We start from the raw sequence: 20,191 nt of genomic DNA, 5'->3' as shown, positions 1-20,191 counted from the left end.
GCGGATTTCAAGCCTGCTCATCAATAGAAGGTGCAACAGGTGCAGGAGCCTTGCTCACCACCACCATCGCCGGGCGCAACAAGCGACCATTGAGCAGATAACCCTTCTGGAACACTTTCAACACACTGTTAGGCTCAACGTCATGGCTTTCCTGCATAGCCATGGCTTGATGATGCTCAGCGTTGAACGGCTCGCCGCCTTGCGGATCAACGGCTTCAAGCTGATAACGCTTCAGGGTGTCCTGGAACATCTTCAGGGTCAGCTCGATCCCTTCGCGCATGGCGCGGATGTTCTCGTCTTCCGGATCGGACAACTCAAGACCACGCTCCAGACTGTCAATCACCGGCAGCAAATCACCGGCAAATTTTTCCAGCGCGAACTTGTGGGCTTTTTCTACATCCTGCTCGGCACGGCGGCGGACGTTCTGCAGATCGGCAGCGACACGCAACGACTGATCCTGCGCAGCTGCCAATTGCTCTTCGAGCACTTGTACACGAGCTGCCACATCTTCACCGGCAGCCTGGGTGGCGTCTGGAGTTTGCGTATCCTGCGTCTGTTCGTCAGCCATAGTTTTCTCCTTTCAAAATCGTGCGCGAACTCAACTCGCGCTTCTGTTCCGGTATATGGGGCCACAATTTCCAGGTTCAAGGGCTCAGGCGTCACCAAAAGTCTTTCACTTGCCTTCAGTCAATTTCAGCCTTCCATTCCTTGTAACGCTAAAAATGACCAACGACCAAGCAAATAGACCTAAGCATCAGGATTGTCAGCTCCCAACAAAACACTGTATAAATAACCAGACATAAAGCCTGGGAGCGGCCATCATGCTCGTGCACCTGTCCGTACATAACTACGCCATCGTTGAACACCTGGATCTCGAACTGGATCGCGGGATGAGCGTAATCACCGGCGAAACCGGTGCCGGCAAGTCGATCATGCTCGACGCACTGGGCCTGACCCTGGGCGACCGCGCCGACAGCGGCGTGGTGCGCCCCGGAGCAGACAAGGCCGACATCCTTGCGACCTTTGACCTGGCGGACATCCCTGAAGCCAGCAATTGGCTTGCCGAGCGCGACCTCGATAGCGACGGCCCCTGCATCCTGCGCCGCGTCATCACAGCGGAGGGACGTTCGCGCGGCTATATCAACGGCACGCCCTGCCCGCTTGGCGACCTGAAGGCCCTGGGCGAACTGCTGATAGATATCCACAGCCAGCATGAGCACCAATCGCTGCTGAAAACGGACACCCACCGCCGCCTGCTGGATGAATACGCGGGTGCCACCGACCTAGCACGCCAGGTACAACTGGCAGCACAGCGCTGGCGCCAGACTCGCCAGGAACTGGAGCGCCTATCCAATTCCGGTGACGAACAACGAGCCCGCCATCAGCTCCTCAGTTATCAGCTGGAGGAACTGGAAAGCCTGGGCCTGGGTGAAACAGAACTGGAACAACTCGAGCAAGAGCACAAGAACCTGACCAATGCCGAAACCCTGCTGGGCATTTGCCGACAGGTGGTCGAGCAATGCAGCGAGAGTGACTCTGGCAATGTACTGAACGCACTGACCGCCAGCCTCAATCGCCTGTCGAGCGTGAACAGTGGCTCTGGCTCACTAAGCGAAGCCACGACCCTGTTGACCAGTGCACAGATCCAGGTAGAAGAGGCCGTAGGCGAACTGAACCGCTTCCTTGACCATTTCGACGCAGACCCGGCACGCCTTCAAGAAATCGAAGAACGCCTGGACACCATCTATACATTGGCGCGCAAACATCGAATCCAGCCGACCGAAGTGGCCACAATGCAGCAAAAGCTCCTGGACGAGATCGAAACCCTGAATGCCAACGACGAATCCATCGAGCGCCTTGGAGATGAACTAGCCTCCTTCGCCCGCCACTATCAAGAAAAGGCCCGGGAACTGAGCGATCTGCGACATCAAGCTGCCAGGGGACTTGCCGACGCCGTCGAACAGGAAATTCAGCGCCTGGGCATGCCGGGCGGGCGCTTCACCATTGAACTGCACGCCAATACCAGCAATGAGCTACTGCCCAACGGCCTGGAACAAGTGGAGTTACTGGTCAGCGCCAACCCTGGACAACCGCTCAAGGCATTGGCAAAAGTAGCGTCGGGTGGCGAACTGTCCCGGATCAGCCTGGCGATTCAGGTCATTACCGCCCAGACATCACGCGTGCCGACACTGGTCTTCGACGAGGTGGACGTCGGAATCGGCGGACCGACTGCAGAAATTGTCGGTCAGCTGCTGCGTCGCCTGGGTGATCGCGGGCAAGTCTTGACTGTCACTCACCTGCCACAGGTGGCTGCCCAGGGGCACCAACACTTGTTCGTACATAAAGTGCGGGGCAGCGATGCAACCCACACCGCCGTATCCAAACTGAACAAGACGGAACGGGTAGAGGAAGTAGCGCGAATGCTGGGCGGGATTGATCTCACCAAGGAGTCCTTGGCCCACGCAAAGAAAATGGTTGTCGCAGCCAAAGCATAAGCACAACCAAGCGAAAATCCCTTTTATATAGAAAGCACGAAGGCGACCCTAGGGTCGCCTTCGTGCGTTTCGCAGAGTGGATCTGCGGCGCTTTTTACTTTTTCTTACGGATGTACAGGACCAGATTGTGGTCTATCAAATCGAATCCGTGCTCCTCAGCGATTTCATGCTGGAGCTTTTCGATTGCCGGACTGGTGAACTCGATAACCTCATTGGTATCCAGGTCAACCATGTGGTCATGATGACCACCGTCAGCCAATTCAAACACTGCATGACCGCCGTCGAAATTATGACGAACCACCAGTCCTGCGGCTTCAAACTGGGTTAGCACACGGTAAACCGTGGCCAGGCCGACGTCCTCGTTAGACTCCATCAGCGCCTTGTAGACATCTTCGGCACTCATGTGGCGCTGCTCAGCAGAATCGAGCATTTGTAGAATCTTGACTCGTGGAAGAGTCACTTTAAGACCGGCTTTGCGTAGTTCGCTATTTTCAACCATGGTTAGCTTTCTCGCGGATGCTGCTTCGCAGCTTCTCTTAATACGGGTATGATCGGCGTTTACGTTGTCCCAGCCAAGATAGTGGAAGTCGCCCACCGATGCAAAACACCAAGCTCTTGCTAACCAGTTTCACCTTTGTGGGACTGCTCGCACTCGCCGGTTGTTCATTCCCCGGGGTTTACAAAATCGACATCCAGCAGGGCAATGTCGTCACGCAGGATATGATAGACCAGTTACGCCCGGGAATGACCCGACGGCAAGTACGGTTTATCATGGGCAATCCCCTGCTGACCGACACATTCCATGCCGATCGCTGGGATTATCTCTATAGCCTGCAGCCTGGAGGCGGCGAGCGCCAACAGGAACGTGTCAGTGTCATTTTCAATGACACTGACCAACTCGTTAGCCTGTCCGGCGATTTCATGCCCGGCGTGAGCCGCGATGAAGCCTTGCTCGGCAAGGACAGCGGGACCAGTGTCACGGCCCCTGTACAAAATACCGAGGAACCAAAATCCGAGGTGCCGGCCAAGCCAGGCTCCCTGCTGGACCAGATCCAGAAAGAAATCGATGGTGTGGAAACCGTTCCGGTTCCAACGCCAGAGCCGCTGGATGCCAGTCCGCAGTAATTTTGAAACACAAAAAAAGCCCGGCCTGCCGGGCTTTTTGTTGCCTGTCATTTCACAATTCAGGAGTTTCGCTGCTTGGCCTGAGCAGCCTTGGCCGCACGCAATCGACGTACTTCTTTCGGATCAACCAGCAAAGGCCGGTATATCTCGATGCGATCTCCACTGCAGACGCTGCGAGTATCTGCATCCACGACCACCTTGCCAAAAATCCCCAACGGGCAATTGGCCAGATCCAGCTCGGGAAACTGCTCCAAAATACCTGATGCCAACACCGCGACTCTTAAGCTCGTACCCGGCTCGACGGCCAAGGCCAGCAAAGCCTGGCGCCCCACGGAGGCATACGCCACTTCGATCTCGATCAATGACTCAGCCATGCAGTTGCTTGGCCCGCTGACAAAATGCATCCACCAGGGTATTTGCAGCCTGATTGAACAGCGGCCCCAAGGTCGCCCGCACAATCGGGCCCGCGTATTCAAATGACAAGTCCAGGCTGATCTTGCAAGCCTTATCAGTCAGCGCCTTGAACACCCACACACCATGCAACTGCGTAAACGGCCCCTCTTGCAAGTTCATTTCGATCGATTGCCCAGGCACCAAAATATTGCGCGTGACAAAGTGCTGGCTGAGACCCCCTTTGGCCACTCCCACACTTGCAACCATGTGCTCGCCACTGCTCTCCAGCACCTCGGCGGTCGAGCACCAAGGCAGGAATTCCGGGTAGCGCGCCACGTCGTTGACCAGGTCATAGAGCGCCTGCGCCGGGTAAGGCAGCAGGGCCGAACGTTGAATATGCGTCGTCATGTGAGCGTTATTTCCACAGCTGAACGGCAAACATCGCGAAAAAACAGCCTGATTCGCGAAAGAAAAAAACCAGAAACCTGCCTGTATTGTCCGGGATTCATCCAACACGCTCAAGCACGCAGGTTGACCGTAGCCGACGCGCTCGCAACTCCCTATAATGCCGCCCCTATGGCTAAACAAAAGAAACACCCAACAGGAACCATCGCGCAAAATAAAAAAGCGCGACACGATTACTTCATCGAACATCGGTTCGAGGCTGGTCTGGTCCTGGCCGGCTGGGAAGTGAAAAGTCTGCGTGCCAGCAAGCTACAACTGGTCGACAGTTACGTACTGCTCAAAGATGGCGAAGCATGGCTGCTCGGCAGTCATATCACGCCCCTGATGACCGCCAGTACACACGTGATTGCCGACCCGGTGCGAACCCGCAAGTTGCTGCTTAACGCCCGCGAACTGGAAAAACTGGCCGCCGCCGTGCAGCAAAAGGGCTACGCGTGCGTCTGCCTGTCGTGGTACTGGAGCAAACACTTGGTCAAGTGCGAAATCGCCTTGGGCAAGGGCAAGAAGGAATACGACAAGCGTGATACCGAGCGCGAGCGCGACTCCAATCGAGAGTTGCAACGCGCCGTGCGCAACAAAGGCAAGGAAGACTGACGCCCTCATAGCCTGATGCGATGCTGGCCAGGGAGACTGCTCCTTTGGCCAGCATCGGCATTACATATCCCGGCGTCGCTCCGCCCGGGCCATGCGCTGAACCTCCTGACGCACCTCTTCCAACACTTCCTGCACATACAGCAGGTGCAGTGTTGCAACCTCCCGCGCCTGCTCCGCCCGCCCTTCGATAATCGCCAGGTACAAATCTCGATGCTGATTGATCAGCATGTCCCGGGTTTCCGTGCGCTGCTGATACATCCCGCCGATATTGGTCACCACGTTGCGCTTGAGCAGGTCGAACAAACCACGAATGGTGTGCAGCAACACCGCGTTATGGCTAGCCTCGGCGATAGCCAAGTGAAACCTGGCGTCAGCCGCGCCCTCCTCGATCCGACTCACCTCATCATCTCGCGCGTAGCAATCCTGCAATGCATCAAAGGCAGCCGTCAGCCGCTCACGATCCACTTCGGTGGCGCGCAACGCTGCGTAATAGGCACAAGATGCTTCCAGGGTCTGGCGAAACTCCAGCAAATCGCGCTGCGCTTCCGGGTTACTTTCCAACAAGTGCAGTAATGGATCACTGAAGGTTGAGCCCAAGGTTTCGACTACATAATTGCCACCACCCTGGCGACTGACCAACAGCCCCTTGGCCGCGAGCTTCTGGATAGCCTCGCGCAACGACGGGCGCGACACGCCGAACCGTTCGGCCAGTGCGCGCTCGGCAGGCAATCGCTCACCCGACTTCAACGTGCCCTCAAGGATCATTCCCTCAAGCTGCTCGACGATATCGTCAGACAAGCGGCGCTGACGCACCTGATCAAACCCCATAACAGACTCTCCACGATCCCGACCACTCGCCGGGGCCTCTATTCTGGCCTATTGCCGTGCCATCGGCACCTATCAGAACCGCATTGTTTCGTCCGATCAGATCAAACGGCCACCTACAGGCGACCAAAGTTTCTCAAGCGGCAAATTGACACATCACCCCGAACGCTTTTAACCTAGCCCACAGCGATTGTAAATTGGTATTACCAATTATCCAAATCAGCAAAGCAGTGCCTGACCAACAACAATTAGGGGCCATCCCACATGCAAACCTGGCAACAGATCTACAGCCCACTCGGCAGCCTCGGCCTGTCCGCACTGGCCGCCGTTATTCCTATCGTATTTTTCTTCCTGGCCCTGGCCGTGTTCCGCCTCAAGGGTCATGTCGCCGGGACTATTACCCTGGCACTGTCGATTCTCGTCGCGATCTTCGCGTTCCAGATGCCAGTGGACATGGCCCTTGCTGCTGCCGGCTATGGCTTTGCCTACGGCCTGTGGCCGATCGCCTGGATCATCGTTGCGGCAGTATTTCTCTACAAACTGACGGTCAAGAGCGGCCAGTTCGAAGTCATCCGCAGCTCCGTGCTGTCGATTACCGATGACCAGCGCTTGCAAGTCCTGCTGATCGGCTTCTGCTTCGGCGCGTTCCTGGAGGGGGCCGCAGGTTTCGGCGCGCCCGTGGCGATCACCGCCGCATTGCTGGTAGGGCTGGGCTTCAACCCCCTGTATGCCGCCGGCTTGTGCCTGATTGCCAACACCGCGCCCGTCGCCTTTGGTGCCCTGGGAATCCCGATCATCGTTGCAGGCCAGGTTACCGGCATCGACGCATTCAAGATCGGCGCCATGACCGGTCGCCAATTGCCCCTGCTGTCGCTGTTCGTACCCTTCTGGCTGGTGTTCATGATGGACGGTGTGCGCGGCGTCCGGGAAACCTGGCCAGCGGCATTGGTGGCCGGCTTGAGCTTTGCGATTACCCAGTACCTCACCTCGAACTTCATCGGCCCGGAACTGCCGGATATCACCTCGGCCCTGGCCAGCCTGATATCCCTGACCCTGTTCCTGAAAATCTGGCAGCCCAAGCGCACCGCGGGCGCGCAAATTGCTGGTGCAACCTCCAGCGCAGCCATCACCAGCAGCGTCGGTGGGTTCGGCCTGCCTCGCACCAGCGTGGCCTCGCCTTACAGCCTGGGAGAAATCATCAAGGCCTGGTCGCCGTTCCTGATTCTGACGGTGCTGGTTACGATCTGGACCCTGAAGCCGTTCAAGGCAATGTTCGCCGCTGGCGGATCAATGTACAGCTGGGTGTTCAACTTCGCGATCCCGCACCTGGACCAGTTGGTGGTCAAGGTCGCGCCGATTGTCAGCAACCCGACCGCCATTCCAGCGGTGTTCAAGCTGGACCCGATTTCCGCCACCGGCACCGCGATTTTCTTCTCCGCACTAATCTCCATGCTGGTGCTGAAAATCGACTTTAAAACTGGTCTTACCACTTTTAAAGAAACTTTCTACGAACTGCGTTGGCCAATCCTGTCCATCGGCATGGTGCTGGCGTTCGCGTTTGTCACCAACTACTCCGGCATGTCATCCACCATGGCCCTGGTATTGGCCGGTACCGGCGCGGCATTCCCATTCTTCTCGCCATTTCTCGGCTGGTTGGGCGTGTTTCTTACAGGCTCGGATACCTCTTCCAACGCATTGTTCAGCTCCCTACAAGCCACGACCGCGCACCAGATTGGCGTCAACGACACCTTGCTGGTGGCAGCCAATACCAGTGGCGGAGTGACTGGCAAAATGATTTCCCCACAATCGATCGCCGTGGCCTGCGCCGCGACCGGCCTGGTGGGCAAAGAATCGGATCTGTTCCGCTTCACCCTCAAGCACAGCCTGTTTTTCGCCACGATTGTCGGCCTGATCACGCTGGTCCAGGCGTACTGGTTGACCGGCATGCTGGTGCATTAATCACACCCAGGTAAGAACCGGCGCCGCACAAGACTTGCGGCGCCAGCTATTTATCACCTGATCGGCAGGTCCGGCGCAGGTGCTAGCCTATGGCAGCGCCCACGGCTCCCAAGACCTGGCGCTGCTGATTCTGGAGGACCAATGAGTCTGCCCGTCACGTTCCTTGATGCTGTCGCACGACTGATCCCGAAAGATCGGCGCTTCGACGATCCACTTTCCACTCTAGCTTTCGGTACAGACGCCAGTTTTTACAGACTGATCCCACAACTAGTGATCCGGGTCGAGTCGGAAGATGAAGTGGTCGACCTGCTGAAGCTTGCTCAACACGACCAGGTACCGGTGACCTTTCGTGCGGCCGGCACCAGCCTCTCCGGGCAAGCCATCAGCGACTCGGTCCTGATCGTACTTGGCGATAACTGGAACGGCCGCGAGATACGTGGCCAAGGCACACAAATCCGCCTGCAGCCCGGTGTGATTGGCGCCCAGGCCAACGCCTGGCTTGCGCCGTTCGGACGCAAGATCGGTCCAGACCCGGCGTCGATCAATGCCTGCAAGATCGGCGGCATTGTCGCCAACAACGCCAGCGGCATGTGCTGCGGCACCGCACAGAATACCTATCACACCCTGGCCGGAATTCGCCTGGTGCTGGCCGACGGGACACGTCTCGACACAGAAGACGCTGCGAGCGTCTCGGCGTTTCGCCAGCAGCACGCCACACTGCTTGAGCGCCTGGCGACTCTTGGGCGAGAAACCCGCGCCAATGCGCAGTTGGCAGCAAAAATCCGCCATAAATACCGTCTGAAAAACACCACCGGCCTGTCGCTCAATGCCTTGGTGGATTTCGACGAGCCGCTGGATATCCTCAGCCATCTGCTGGTCGGCTCCGAAGGGACCCTGGGGTTTATCAGCGCGGTGACCTATGACACCGTGATCGATCATCCGCATAAGGCCTCGGCGCTCATTGTGTTCCGCGATGTGGAAACCTGCTGCAACGCCGTCACAGTACTGAAGACCCAGCCAGTCGCGGCGGTCGAGTTACTGGACCGACGCAGCATGCGCTCGGTGCAGGACAAGCCCGGCATGCCAGCTTTCGTACAGCATCTATCGGAAAACGCCTGCGCTCTATTGATCGAGTCCCGTGCGGCTTCATCTTCACTGCTCCACGAGCAACTGGCGCTGATCATGGCCTCACTGGCCCACTTCCCAGTCGAGCAGCAGGTCGACTTCACCGAAGACCCGCTGGAAAACGCCCGCCTGTGGGCAATCCGCAAAGACACCTTCCCAGCCGTCGGCGCCGTACGTAAAACCGGTACAACAGTCATCATCGAAGACGTGACCTTCCCGGTTGAACAACTGGCCATCGGCGTGAATCGTCTGATCGAGTTATTCGACAAACATCACTACAGCGAAGCCATCCTTTTCGGACACGCCTTGGAAGGCAATCTGCACTTTGTGTTCACGCAAGGCTTCAACAGCGCGGAAGAAGTCGCACGCTATCAAGCATTCATGGATGACGTTGCACAGTTGGTTGCGGTGGAGTTCGGCGGCTCACTGAAGGCTGAACATGGAACGGGCCGCAACATGGCGCCATTTGTCGAACTGGAATGGGGCAGCGAAGCCTATCAGTTGATGTGGCAACTCAAGCGCCTCCTCGACCCGAATGGCATTCTCAATCCGGATGTGGTTCTCAGCGAAGATCCGCAAATCCACCTGAAAAATCTCAAGCCACTGCCGGCTGCCGACGAGATTGTGGATAAGTGCATCGAATGCGGTTTCTGTGAACCTGTGTGCCCATCCAAGGGACTGACCCTGAGCCCGCGCCAACGCATCGTGATCTGGCGCGATATCCAGGCTAAAAAGCACGCAGGCATCGACACCACCAAATTGGAAGCCGCTTATCACTATCAGGGCATCGATACCTGCGCTGCGACCGGGCTTTGCGCCCAGCGTTGCCCTGTAGGCATCAATACCGGTGACCTGGTGAAAAAACTGCGCAGCCAAGAAGCCGACCGTACGAAAAGCGCTGAATGGCTCGCCGCGCATTTCGCCACTGCGTTGCAAGGCGCCCGCTTCACCTTGCATGTGGCCAACGGTGCGCGAATGCTGTTGGGCGCGCCACGCCTGGCAAAACTGTCCGCCGCGCTGACCAAGCTGTCCAAGGGACATGTCCCGCAATGGAACAACGCCATGCCGCAGCCGGAAAAAGCCATTCGTTTCAGCCCGGCCGTCAGCGATGAGCGCCCGCGCGTGGTTTACCTGGCAGCCTGTGTATCGCGCGTAATGGGGCCATCGCCAGGAGATAACGAACAGACGTCGTTGTACGAAAAGACCCGCGGCCTATTGGAAAAAGCCGGTTATCAGGTAGTCATTCCCGACAATCAGGACAGCTTGTGCTGCGGCCAACCCTTTGCGTCCAAAGGTTATGCCGAACAAGCGGAGCACAAACGTCAGGAACTACTCGGCGCCCTGCTCCACGCCAGCCGTGGCGGCCTCGACCCGATCTATTGCGACACCAGCCCTTGCACCTTGCGCCTGGTACAAGACTTGGGGCAGACGCGCCTGGACCTCTACGACCCGGTACGTTTCATCCGCACCCACCTGATGGATCGCCTCGACTTCACACCGCAAGAAGCGGCCATCGCGGTGCATGTCACCTGCAGCACCCAACATCTGGGCGAAAGCCAGGCCCTGATCGATCTAGCCCGGCGCTGTAGCAAAAACGTAGTGATCCCCGAAGGCATCCATTGCTGTGGTTTCGCCGGAGACAAAGGATTCACCACCCCGGAACTGAATGCTCACTCACTGCGCTCGCTCAAGGACGCCGTGCAGTACTGCAGCGAGGGCATCTCTACCAGCCGCACCTGTGAGATCGGCCTGAGCCAGCATGGCGGGATTGATTATCACGGGCTGGTGTACCTGGTAGACCGGGTGACCCAGGCAAAAGCCCTATGACCACGCAATAAAACCGAACCCCTATGCGCCGGCGCAGTCACTTGCATAACCCCCCGACAACGGGGCTGACCAATGACCTCGCCGGCTGCCCGCACGTACCGCACAGCATCGAGGCCTCTTTGCACAAGGAGATACCCATGAAGCGTTCCGTACTTGCTGGCGTATTCGTTACCGCTGCGATACTGGCATCCCCCGTATTTGCCGCAGGCAGTGACAAGGACCTGTGCCAGATCAATCTGGATAAAATCAACAACGGCAAGGCGCTGCTCGCCACCGGCTCCAGTGGTATAAGCGGTGAGATTGATACAGCCGTCTCCCAAGCCAAAGCTGCCCATGCCGCAGGTGATGAGAAGAAGTGTATCGAGATCACCTCCAAAGCCCTGCAACAGTTGCAGAACACCGATAAAGGCGGCAACCCGTAAACCCGCCAACCGCTCAAGACCAACCTTCGGGTTGGCCTTCTGTGACGGTTTGGCGTACACTGCGCTGGCTTGTCGCTCATGATGATACCGAGCAACAAGCACGGGGCCGTTTAGGATTCGACGCCGGTTGCGAACCTTTAGGTGCATGCCGAGTTGGTAACAGAACTCGTAAATCCACTGTTGCAACTTTCTATAGTTGCCAATGACGAAACCTACGGGGAATACGCTCTCGCTGCGTAAGCAGCCTTAGCCCTTCCCTTCTGGTACCTTCGGGTCCAGCAATCACGAGGGGATGTCTGTAAACCCAAAGTGATTGTCATATAGAACAGAATCGCCGTGCAGTACGTTGTGGACGAAGCGGCTAAAACTTACACAACTCGCCCAATGCACCCTGCCCGTCGGGCGGCTGAGGGTTAACTCAATAGACACGGCTAAGCATGTAGTACCGACAGCGGAGTACTGGCGGACGGGGGTTCAAATCCCCCCGGCTCCACCACTTGATCATCTAAAGACGTCCACGGACGTCTTTTTTTGTGCCTGAAACCCAGTAAATACAGGACTTTAGCGGCTATTGATGTCTCTCTAGCTTTTGGGCGTTCCAGAAGTTCTGGTATTCCAAACAGTATTCCAGCCCATCCGGTGATAACCTCTGGAATACCAAATCAGTGTCTGAGGTAAATCTCATGCCTGCTCAAACCCTACGTCTCTCCGATCGACAGCTTAAGGGAGTCAAACCCGCGTCCAAGGACTACGTCCTCACCGACGGGGACGGTTTGCAACTCCGAGTACGCAGCAACGGCTCTCTGCTGTGGAATTTCAACTACCGTGAACCGGTGACTAAAAACCGAATTAACATGGGCTTGGGTACCTACCCAGAGCTTTCGCTGGCGAACGCCCGAAAGATGGCAGTGCAAGCCCGCGAGCTGCTCGCCCAAGGCACCGATCCGAAAGTGCAGCGCGATACGCTAAATGAGGCCAAGCGCGCAGAAACGAAACACACTTTCGAGAACGTAGCCACTGCCTGGTTCGAGCTTAAGAAAGACTCGGTCACGCCGGCCTACGCCGAGGATATTTGGCGGTCGCTCACGCTGCATGTGTTCCCCGATTTGAAGACGACGCCACTCGCGAAAATCACCGCGCCGATGGTGATCGAGCTGCTTCGTCCAATCGAAGCGAAAGGCAGCCTAGAGACGGTTAAGCGCCTTAGTCAGCGGCTTAACGAGATCATGACCTACGGCGTAAACTCCGGCCTGATCTTCGCCAACCCACTCAGTGGCATCCGGGCGGTATTCAAGAAGCCCAAGAAAGAAAACATGGCCGCGCTCCCGCCCGAAGAGCTACCCGAGCTCATGCTGGAACTCGCAAACGCCAGTATCAAACGCACGACCCGCTGCCTGATCGAATGGCAGTTGCATACCATGACTCGCCCTGCAGAAGCGCGACCACTCGCTGGGCAGACATAGATTTTGAAAGACGTATCTGGACCATCCCTCCGGAGCGGATGAAAAAGCGCCGCCCACACAGCATCCCGTTAAGCGATCAAGCCATGGCATTGCTGGAAATACTCAAGTCCCATAGCGGTCATCGAGAGTATGTCTTCCCGGCAGACCGAAACCCACGTACTCACGCCAATAGCCAGACCGCCAACATGGCGTTGAAGCGCATGGGTTTTCAGGACCGCTTGGTCAGCCACGGCATGCGCTCAATGGCCAGCACCATCCTAAACGAGCATGGGTGGGATCCGGAACTGATCGAAGTCGCGCTGGCGCATGTCGATAAAGACGAGGTTCGAAGCACCTACAACCGGGCGGATTACATCGAACGCCGGCGTCCGATGATGGCCTGGTGGAGTGAACATATCCAAAAGGCGGCCACCGGCAGCCTGTCGGCAGCCGCGATCAATCACACCCGAGACCTCAACGTCGTGCCGATACGCTGAGCATCCAGGGACTGGTGGTGCCGGCGAAAAAACCTGTAACCGAGTCGTGCAGCATGGCGACAGACTTCACAACTATCACCAGATTTCTCGCAAGCCTGCGCTCCTAAGTCAAAGTCCCTGAGTATGGGAAGGCTCTGCATTCCCATACTCAGGGACTCACGCTTAAATGATCTATCAGCCAGCCACGATTTGCGCCTTTCTGCGACGGATCAATTCTGCCGTTAACTCGTAGTAGTAGACGGTCGCAGGCGCTGAACAACGCAGAGAGTGTTCCAAAAACCATCTCACGTGCTTTTCCTTCCAGGACCAAGGAGTCGCGCAACCCCAGCGCTCACGAATCGCCTCTTGCATCTTTTCCGCTTGCCTGATGTGCCGCTGCCGAGTGGAATGCGCGCCTTTGAGCACCGGAGTCAGAAACAACGCCATATCGAACTCGGACCTCATCGCCGACCACCGATGTAGGCATTCACCACATCGATGCGACTGTGTCCCAACTCATGGCTGATTTGCTGGCGGGCTCGTAGATCAAGCTCTCGATCTTCTCGATGGCCACGACCGCCATTGACGGGGGCATGGAAACCGGTCAGTTGCTCATAGCGCTCACAGGCGTACGCAGCCCGCAGTTCATGAAAGCCTTTCAATCCATGCTCATGCAGAATGTCCCGCGCAGGTCGCACAACTGTCTGTAAGAAGACTTTGTAGCTTTCGTCGGGCGCTAATAGATTCCGACTGCCGTTGGGTGAGGCTTCACTTGCTCTGTAGAGGGCATCGCGAACTTGATCCGTGACCGCAATCCAACGCGGCGCGGATGCGCCTGATCGACCGCCTTTGGTGCCGTCCTGGATGTTGATTTTGCCCAGTTGCCTGGCCTCTCGTTGCAGTCGGGGCAGGTCCGCTAGGATCACTTCACGCAGACGCATGCCGATCTCCCGGGCCAGGTGCACAATTGCGCTTACTCGTTGCTGGCCGTGCTCTGACAACGCCTGTGCGATCTGCTCGACCTGCACACGGTCTTGGCCCTGCGGTGCCTCACTGCGCACGCCTGAGCGCTGAAGGCCCAACACCTTGCTCGGACTGGGAATTTTGACGTACTGATCACCGCGTAGCGCGGCCATCGTTCGGTTTACACTGGACAGGCGGTTCTGCGCGGTGGCAATACCGACGTTGCCCTGATCAACCTGCTCACGCACGTGGCCGGCGTACCGCATGAGGATCTCGCGATCAATCTGTCGCGCATCATTGAGCCTCGGTCCTTCATCGGATCGACACCATTGCACAAATGCCTGCCAGCGATCGCTATGGGCTTTGACCGTCGCGAAATGGCCGTCGCCAAACAGATCTTTCAGGGCTTGAGGTCCGGCGTAGCTCAGCTGACGACCGAAGCCGAAATTGCGCCCCGCTCGCTTACCGACCCGAGCCATTTTCCTGCTCCTGATCGACTGCAGCGAGCTCATGCAAAAGCGCTCGCCAGTTCCCACCCACGGCGGCAAGCTGGGCCCAATCAGTAGGGCGAAAACACAGCGTGTTGCCGGCGACGTAAAGATGCGCACCCTCCTCTTTCAAACATTGAATAATGGCTGTCAGCGAGGCGCTAGCTTCATGGGTAGTGGCGACATCGGCGACAGCGGCGACAACGCTTGTTCTGCCTGGCTTTGAGCGTGGCGACAAAGTGGCGACTCCGGCGGCGACAAAACGCGCTTTCGGCTCCTTTTGGCGTTGAGCCAGGTGGTTGCGCAGTGCTTCATCAAGATTGAACATTGCGCACCTCGAACGTCTGGCCGTCAGTGATCAGCCACTGATGATCAATCAACTCGACCAACAGCTTGGTGGCATGGAGGCTGCTCTTACGCGCAAAGCGGGGCCCGTTGCGATTTAGCTCTCGAACACTGAAACGCTTCCACCCCTTGACCTGAAGCCAACGCAGCAACCGATCCGCTTCTTCCTTTACCCGACACACCGGCTCCTGTTCGGTCAGGCGCTGAATCTCGGTGAGGTAGTAGCCCATCAAGGTCGAGGCGCGCTGGATATGGTCAACCTCCACCACACTGCTCTCCTCCAGAACCGCAAGGATGCCGGCGACACGCAGTAGGTTATCGGCGGCCTTTGATCCACTGGGCCGCACATTGGCCAGCTCGCCAAACTCACCCAACTGAGCCTCGATGGCATCATGCAGATCAATCCAGCGACGACGAGCTAACGAACTGAGAGTCAGCGGTGACAGCAATAAAGCACCGTCAGCGGACAGTGACCACGGCTGATGAAAGAGGGCGGAAAGGCGGTGGTGATATCGCTTCAGGGCGGGATCTTTGGACAAGTCGACAGATTGATAGCTACGTTGCCCGGCAAGGCTAGTGGGCCAGGTCATCAGGCAGCGACCAAGTATGCCTTGCCCTTGCAGCAATGGATCTCCGAGTAACTGCATCGCCAAATACGGTTGGAGCATTAAGTGCAGGCTCAAGCGTCGGTCGTAGGCTCGCAAGCTTTCACCAACCATAGAGCGCGCGCGATCTATCGGACTGCCATCCCAGAGTGACGACAAGGTCGTAACCGCTTTCAAACGGTTATCCCGACTCATGGTGCTGCTGCCGAGGAATTGTCCGCCTTCGTCACAGAACAGGCCCATGCTCGGTAGGTCATGACAGAGCCCCTTGATCAGCGCCTCGATAGTCGGATCCGTGGTGATCAACCTAGGGGCCGAGGGCTCCTCTTCTAAGAGAACGCGGTTTGCGGAGTCAGGATCGCCAGGGGTACCAGGCTGAGCCTGTTTTTGTACGGCACGGTATCGAGCAAGCTGTTCACGGTAGCGTTGCCACTGTTCACGCTCCCACTGCCTTGCTGGCAGCAAGGCAAATCGATCTGCTGCTGTCTTACGATCACCTGACGCGGCCACCGTGATCAGGAACAGCGACAGGGGATAATTTCTTCCGTCGAGCTGTAAGCCCGCATGGCCCTGGGTGGCCAGTGCTGAGGCGGCCAACACCGATTGTGCGGCCAGCGCCAGGGGCACGCCGATGACTTCGGCCATGCGCTCGACCGCAGGCCCAAGAATCCCACCCAGTGCCTGGACCGGATAAGTCTCGGCGACAGGATTCAACTCGATTAACGGTCGAGGTGGCCGTGGTAGCTCAAGCTTCGGATCTAACTGCTGCATGGGTCCTCTCCTCGTTCATTGCTGGTTGTCCTCACGTAGCCCCGCCACGGGTGTTGAGTGTTATCAGGGATCAAGGCCCCTGCGGCCTGTGAGGTGTTCACTGGCGCGGAACGAACGGCTCCTTACGACCGGGAGAGAGGGCATGAACCCATGAATCTGGCCTCCTTGACACATCCGAAGATGCGGGCGGGTGTAGGCTGTGCCGACTGACTAGTTCGGCACCTGGAGATCCTGGGTGGGAGAAAGCAAAGACCTGGACAACTCGTGCATGCCTGACTGTCAGTCAGGTGCAGCCCTTCCGTAGGCTGCGGCACCGGTGCCTATGTCGTTGCGGATGGCGACGAATCGGATTTGTCAGTCCGATTGTCACGAGGAGAGTTGCGGCAATGCCATGTACGACGGAGCTTGCAGCAATGGTACGAGCGCCCGTCTCTTTCCAGGAGAAAGAGACGGGCGAGGTCTGTCGCAGCGAAGTGTGCCAAGAGGTGAGGTTGCTGCAATGCAGCGAGGTAGGTCCATCGTCGGCCGCAGTGGACAGATTGGTCGAGTAGGCATCCATCACTCTTGGGGAGTGACCGTGCGAGCCGCCGGACGCTAATCGCACTTGGGGAAGAACCACCACGCGAGGCGCGTAGCCTTAAAGGTTCTGGCTACCTGGGCAGGTGCTGTCAACGACAGCGATCCGTGCACCAATTTTTATACCCACTCGAAAAGGTGGTCAAGCGTCACAGCCAATGCGCTGAGAAAGTGGCGACTGTCGCCACTTCTGTCGCCATCCCCCAGACCACGTTATACGTGGGTTGTCGCCGCCGTCGCCGCTGTCGCCACACCTACATCCATGCCCAACGAAAAGATTCGGACACACACTGAATAACGTTGCGCTCGATGGAAATCGTGGGGAAATACTGATGGTGGAAGTAGGCGTGGTGTGAATTAAATTTGAGCATGGAGGGTGGAACGCGGCGGCTTCGAGAAAAAGCGAGTGAACCCTCCGATCGGCGCGATCAAAGATCGCTTGATCGGAGGGTTTGGCGGGAAAAGCAAATCTCAAACGTCAATTACAAACTCAGGCATCGAAGCGGGTTGATTGGGAAGTGACGGCCTCACGTCGCATGATCAGCGTCTGCTGCAACCGCAGCAAAAAACCTGCTTCAAATGCCTCTTGTGGATCACCTGGACGATGACGTTTTCGGTTCTGAGACAGCGCCCACCATAACGGTAATGATGATCCCTCAAGCCAAGTCTCTGCGCAACGAACGCCCTCCTTGATTACCGGAGCGAACTCATCGCCCCACGGAGTTTGGATCGCGGGAGCCCCTTCAACTGACGGGACAGAGACATATTCATGGATCTGTTGATGGACACTTTGAGCTGGGATGCCAGTCAGATTCCGGAACGCCCTGTCGTACAACACCGCGGCGTCATCCAACAGCTCTACTGCCAGCTCAACCTCTTGCGGAAAATGAAGCAGAATACTCTGGGCTCCGTTAAGCCGGAGAGTGGCAGCCTGCCGCAGTTTAATCGCAGCATCTTCAGGGGTAAGCACTGAAGTATCGATGCTGTTGGGTTGAGGATCTTTCATGCAGCACAAAGGCGATTTGATTGTCACCGACCATCAGCAAACGTCCGGGCAGATCACCTCCAAAGAACCGGGGGTAGCAGCTATCCAATTTGCTTTACGAACTGACGACGGGATGCGGTTCTTGCGGATGTTTGATGAGCGCGACTTCGACGCTATCCGGCGCGAGTGGCCAGATGCACCGACGACGATTTTTGGCGGTGTTTAACCTCCGCACAAACCAGCCTAATTGTTCAGGGAAACTCGGTGCCGCCCAAGCTCAGCCATCCGCTGGGCCGAGGCAATAAAGACGCCGCGTCGGCGCCCAGCAACCAATCGAGGCCACGGCCATGAGCGCAGCAGTAGAGTTTGAAGCACAGATTGACAGTGAACAGATCAAAGGTTGGTTAGTGAAGGACGGAAGCTCGTACCGGGCGTATGGAGACTTTCGTAGCGAATTGATCGAGGCCCGCTGCACTACCCAGTCGGGAGCTACGAGTAAATGGCGTGAAAAGGCCAATCACAAGGCGAACGAGTAGGAAGAATATGGGACGCCAGATCTACGCAAAAACCACGAGGGAAATCCTCAAGGACATGCTGTTGGAGTGGGACATCCAGCCTGGTCAGGTATTCACTGTTGCTAGGGCGCTGCAGTGGTTTACTGATCGTTGGCCTCTGTTGGCTAAAGGAAGCATTCGCGCTCATCTGGTTCAAGCCTCGACGAATGACCCGAGCAGGCTGCATCACCCGTCAACGAAAACGTCAGATGATCTTCTTTTCAAGGTGGGCCCCGGCCAATACAGGCTTTATGTAGCCGGTCAGGACCCCGCACCGATCCGCGAGCTCGTGAAAGGCGATGCGGTACAACAGATTGAGCAAGGGGAAGAGCAGGAAGCCGAGTCAGATCTGTCAGAGTCCGAAGCCGAGCCTGGATCAAGTGAATTCTTGCTGGAGAGAGATCTACAGCGCTACCTCGCCGAAAACTTGTCAATCATCGAGCATGGGCTGCGCCTTTACATCGATGAGGATGACGTGCGTGGTATCGAATACGATGCTGACGGCCGTCGTATCGACATTTTGGCTGTTGATCGCGACAACAGTCTGTGCGTTATCGAACTGAAAGTGAGCAAGGGTTATGACCGCGTGATAGGCCAGACTCTGCGATATGTGAACTGGGTTAAGCGCGAGCTTGCTGAGCCAGGTCAGAAGGTGCGTGGTCTTATTATCTGCCGCAAAATGAGCGACGACATTCGCTTGGCCGCAGCCGGCATTCCGGGAATTGAACTCTATGAGTATGAGCTCAAGGTGGCCGTATCCAAGGTTGCTGCTATGGACCTTCCACAGTAAGCCCCCCAGCATTGCTGGCGAGTTCAACGAAAACCCCGATGAGCCCGCGGCTGGCCATCATCGCATGAAATGCTTTTGCATCACCTCACTCGGCCCAGGCGCGCAAGCGCTGGATGAACTCAGCCAGCGGCACCCGTACTTCCGGCCAGTCCGCCACGTGGTGGTGGCGCAGCACGGCGGTGTCCGCCACGAAGGTCACTAGGAAGGCGTTGCCACTGTAGGTAACGTCGGCCGATCCGTAGCGAACGGCTTCTGCCTTTTCCAGCAGGGTATAGATACTTTCGCGAGTCACCTCTTCGGCGATGAATGCCTGCAAGCCATCGGAAAAGGTCATGGGCGTACTCCTGTCGCAGAGTGAAAAACAGTCGCCACGGGTACCTGCCCCGTGGCGACGAGTGGATGCAATCAGGGTTTAGGATAGGCGGTATTGATCAGATCGCCGTTCAGATAGAACACGATATCGAACGCAGCGGCAGGTGTGCCCGTCTGGCACTCGGTCCCCGAGGAGCCGACATACTTGCTCTTGTTCGAGGCATCCTGAACCTTGGTCGCGTAGGCATTGCGCACCGCAGCGATCACCTGGGTCTCGGTGCAGCGATCGGGGAACATCGTGGAAATGCTCTTCGTCCCGCTTCTCGCACCTTCGGCGATAGTGAAGTTTTTCAAGGTGTAGACATCACCCGCGCCATGCGTCCCCGCCGGTGCATTGCTGACGCTGTCGGGGTTGATCCCGCCCGGACGGCTGTGGAAGCCCTTGGCAACGTCGGGTGCACTTACCTCACCGCAGAAGATGTGCTGGGCATTGATCCGCGGAGTGCCGGCCAGGGTTCCCTTGCTGCAGGTCGGGTCGGCTTGGGCGGCACCGATGCCGGCCAGGGTCACCAGGCTGACAAAGGCTAGGCGCGTGCAGTTTCTGACAATACGCTTGTTCATCGTGAAGCTCCTTTTCGTTGGGTTGAATCATTC

Annotated in this window: 20 protein-coding genes, 1 other RNA gene and 1 pseudogene; 10 read left to right on the top strand and 12 right to left on the bottom strand. The window is 57.3% G+C overall.

From position 1 onward, the window contains the following. Positions 1–7: 7 nt before the first annotated feature. Positions 8–568 (bottom strand): nucleotide exchange factor GrpE, encoded by a 561-nt coding sequence (gene grpE, locus OQ460_RS03850; RefSeq protein ID WP_410020574.1) that lies wholly within the window; start codon positions 566–568, stop codon positions 8–10. A 253-nt stretch (positions 569–821) separates the two neighbouring features. Between grpE and recN the strand changes: the two genes are divergently transcribed. Continuing rightward, the gene (recN, locus tag OQ460_RS03845) at positions 822–2,495 is read left to right on the top strand and encodes a DNA repair protein RecN (RefSeq protein ID WP_410020573.1); all 1,674 of its coding nucleotides are present in this window, start codon (positions 822–824) and stop codon (positions 2,493–2,495) included. A 94-nt stretch (positions 2,496–2,589) separates the two neighbouring features. Here the strand turns inward: recN and fur are convergent, their stop codons facing one another. After that, positions 2,590–2,994, bottom strand: a complete 405-nt coding sequence (gene fur / locus OQ460_RS03840) for a ferric iron uptake transcriptional regulator (RefSeq protein ID WP_003176156.1) — start codon at positions 2,992–2,994, stop codon at positions 2,590–2,592. Positions 2,995–3,092: 98 nt separating this feature from the next. Between fur and OQ460_RS03835 the strand changes: the two genes are divergently transcribed. Next, the gene (locus tag OQ460_RS03835) at positions 3,093–3,620 is read left to right on the top strand and encodes an outer membrane protein assembly factor BamE (protein ID WP_410020572.1); all 528 of its coding nucleotides are present in this window, start codon (positions 3,093–3,095) and stop codon (positions 3,618–3,620) included. 59 nt (positions 3,621–3,679) lie between these two features. Here the strand turns inward: OQ460_RS03835 and OQ460_RS03830 are convergent, their stop codons facing one another. Continuing rightward, complete coding sequence (locus OQ460_RS03830; RefSeq protein WP_410020571.1) at positions 3,680–3,994, bottom strand: RnfH family protein; 315 nt, start codon at positions 3,992–3,994, stop codon at positions 3,680–3,682. Next, on the bottom strand, positions 3,987–4,421 hold the full coding sequence (locus tag OQ460_RS03825; RefSeq protein WP_410020570.1) for a type II toxin-antitoxin system RatA family toxin: 435 nt from the start codon (positions 4,419–4,421) through the stop codon (positions 3,987–3,989). Before OQ460_RS03825 ends, OQ460_RS03830 begins: the two co-directional genes overlap by 8 nt. Before the next feature lie 168 nt (positions 4,422–4,589). Between OQ460_RS03825 and smpB the strand changes: the two genes are divergently transcribed. Next, the gene (gene smpB / locus OQ460_RS03820; RefSeq protein ID WP_029299012.1) at positions 4,590–5,072 is read left to right on the top strand and encodes an SsrA-binding protein SmpB; all 483 of its coding nucleotides are present in this window, start codon (positions 4,590–4,592) and stop codon (positions 5,070–5,072) included. A 60-nt stretch (positions 5,073–5,132) separates the two neighbouring features. On the opposite strand, the gene OQ460_RS03815 is transcribed toward smpB, so the two are convergent. Continuing rightward, positions 5,133–5,900, bottom strand: a complete 768-nt coding sequence (locus OQ460_RS03815) for an FCD domain-containing protein (protein ID WP_410020569.1) — start codon at positions 5,898–5,900, stop codon at positions 5,133–5,135. Between the two features lie 261 nt (positions 5,901–6,161). On the opposite strand from OQ460_RS03815, the gene OQ460_RS03810 reads away from it, so the two are divergent. From OQ460_RS03810 to OQ460_RS03790, 5 genes and pseudogenes are all read left to right on the top strand, one after another. Next, positions 6,162–7,856, top strand: a complete 1,695-nt coding sequence (locus OQ460_RS03810; protein ID WP_410020568.1) for a lactate permease LctP family transporter — start codon at positions 6,162–6,164, stop codon at positions 7,854–7,856. Positions 7,857–7,997: 141 nt separating this feature from the next. Next, positions 7,998–10,808, top strand: coding sequence for an FAD-binding and (Fe-S)-binding domain-containing protein (locus OQ460_RS03805; RefSeq protein ID WP_410020567.1), 2,811 nt, complete (start codon positions 7,998–8,000; stop codon positions 10,806–10,808). A gap of 137 nt (positions 10,809–10,945) precedes the next feature. After that, complete coding sequence (locus OQ460_RS03800; RefSeq protein WP_410020566.1) at positions 10,946–11,230, top strand: hypothetical protein; 285 nt, start codon at positions 10,946–10,948, stop codon at positions 11,228–11,230. A gap of 102 nt (positions 11,231–11,332) precedes the next feature. Continuing rightward, positions 11,333–11,726, top strand: a transfer-messenger RNA (tmRNA) gene (gene ssrA, locus OQ460_RS03795). 187 nt (positions 11,727–11,913) lie between these two features. After that, positions 11,914–13,169: pseudogene (locus tag OQ460_RS03790) on the top strand (integrase domain-containing protein). A gap of 174 nt (positions 13,170–13,343) precedes the next feature. On the opposite strand, the gene OQ460_RS03785 reads toward OQ460_RS03790, so the two are convergent. The 5 genes from OQ460_RS03785 to OQ460_RS03765 form a co-directional block, all read right to left on the bottom strand. After that, entirely contained in the window at positions 13,344–13,613 is a 270-nt protein-coding gene (locus OQ460_RS03785; RefSeq protein WP_054896120.1) for a hypothetical protein, read from the bottom strand. Next, complete coding sequence (locus OQ460_RS03780) at positions 13,610–14,590, bottom strand: integrase domain-containing protein (protein WP_410020565.1); 981 nt, start codon at positions 14,588–14,590, stop codon at positions 13,610–13,612. Before OQ460_RS03780 ends, OQ460_RS03785 begins: the two co-directional genes overlap by 4 nt. After that, entirely contained in the window at positions 14,574–14,927 is a 354-nt protein-coding gene (locus OQ460_RS03775) for a hypothetical protein (protein WP_410020564.1), read from the bottom strand. The genes OQ460_RS03780 and OQ460_RS03775 overlap by 17 nt, the downstream gene beginning before the upstream one ends. Further along, positions 14,914–16,320 carry a YfjI family protein gene (locus OQ460_RS03770; RefSeq protein WP_410020563.1) on the bottom strand — a complete coding sequence of 469 codons (1,407 nt, stop codon included), beginning with the start codon at positions 16,318–16,320 and terminating at the stop codon, positions 14,914–14,916. The genes OQ460_RS03775 and OQ460_RS03770 overlap by 14 nt, the downstream gene beginning before the upstream one ends. A 1,066-nt stretch (positions 16,321–17,386) precedes the next feature. Then, positions 17,387–17,902, bottom strand: a complete 516-nt coding sequence (locus OQ460_RS03765) for a LasR-specific antiactivator QslA (RefSeq protein WP_410020562.1) — start codon at positions 17,900–17,902, stop codon at positions 17,387–17,389. On the opposite strand from OQ460_RS03765, the gene OQ460_RS03760 reads away from it, so the two are divergent. Both OQ460_RS03760 and OQ460_RS03755 read left to right on the top strand, forming a co-directional pair. Beyond that, positions 17,901–18,107: a hypothetical protein gene (locus tag OQ460_RS03760; RefSeq protein WP_410020561.1), complete on the top strand. Its 207-nt coding sequence runs from the start codon at positions 17,901–17,903 to the stop codon at positions 18,105–18,107. The two genes, OQ460_RS03765 and OQ460_RS03760, sit on opposite strands and share 2 nt — an antisense overlap. 317 nt (positions 18,108–18,424) lie before the next feature. Further along, a complete protein-coding gene (locus tag OQ460_RS03755) occupies positions 18,425–19,225 on the top strand; it encodes an endonuclease NucS domain-containing protein (RefSeq protein ID WP_410020560.1) in 801 nt (266 codons plus the stop codon). 85 nt (positions 19,226–19,310) lie between these two features. Here OQ460_RS03755 and OQ460_RS03750 read toward each other — a convergent pair whose 3' ends face one another. Both OQ460_RS03750 and OQ460_RS03745 read right to left on the bottom strand, forming a co-directional pair. Next, positions 19,311–19,559, bottom strand: coding sequence for a hypothetical protein (locus OQ460_RS03750; RefSeq protein ID WP_410020559.1), 249 nt, complete (start codon positions 19,557–19,559; stop codon positions 19,311–19,313). Positions 19,560–19,630: 71 nt separating this feature from the next. After that, positions 19,631–20,158, bottom strand: a complete 528-nt coding sequence (locus OQ460_RS03745; RefSeq protein WP_410020558.1) for an EndoU domain-containing protein — start codon at positions 20,156–20,158, stop codon at positions 19,631–19,633. Positions 20,159–20,191 lie beyond the last annotated feature (33 nt).

It is taken from the genome of Pseudomonas imrae (genome assembly GCF_046352735.2).
Lineage (GTDB): Bacteria > Pseudomonadota > Gammaproteobacteria > Pseudomonadales > Pseudomonadaceae > Aquipseudomonas > Aquipseudomonas imrae.
The sequence above is the reverse complement of the archived record's forward strand: the minus strand, read 5'-3'. Positions and strand labels throughout refer to the sequence as shown.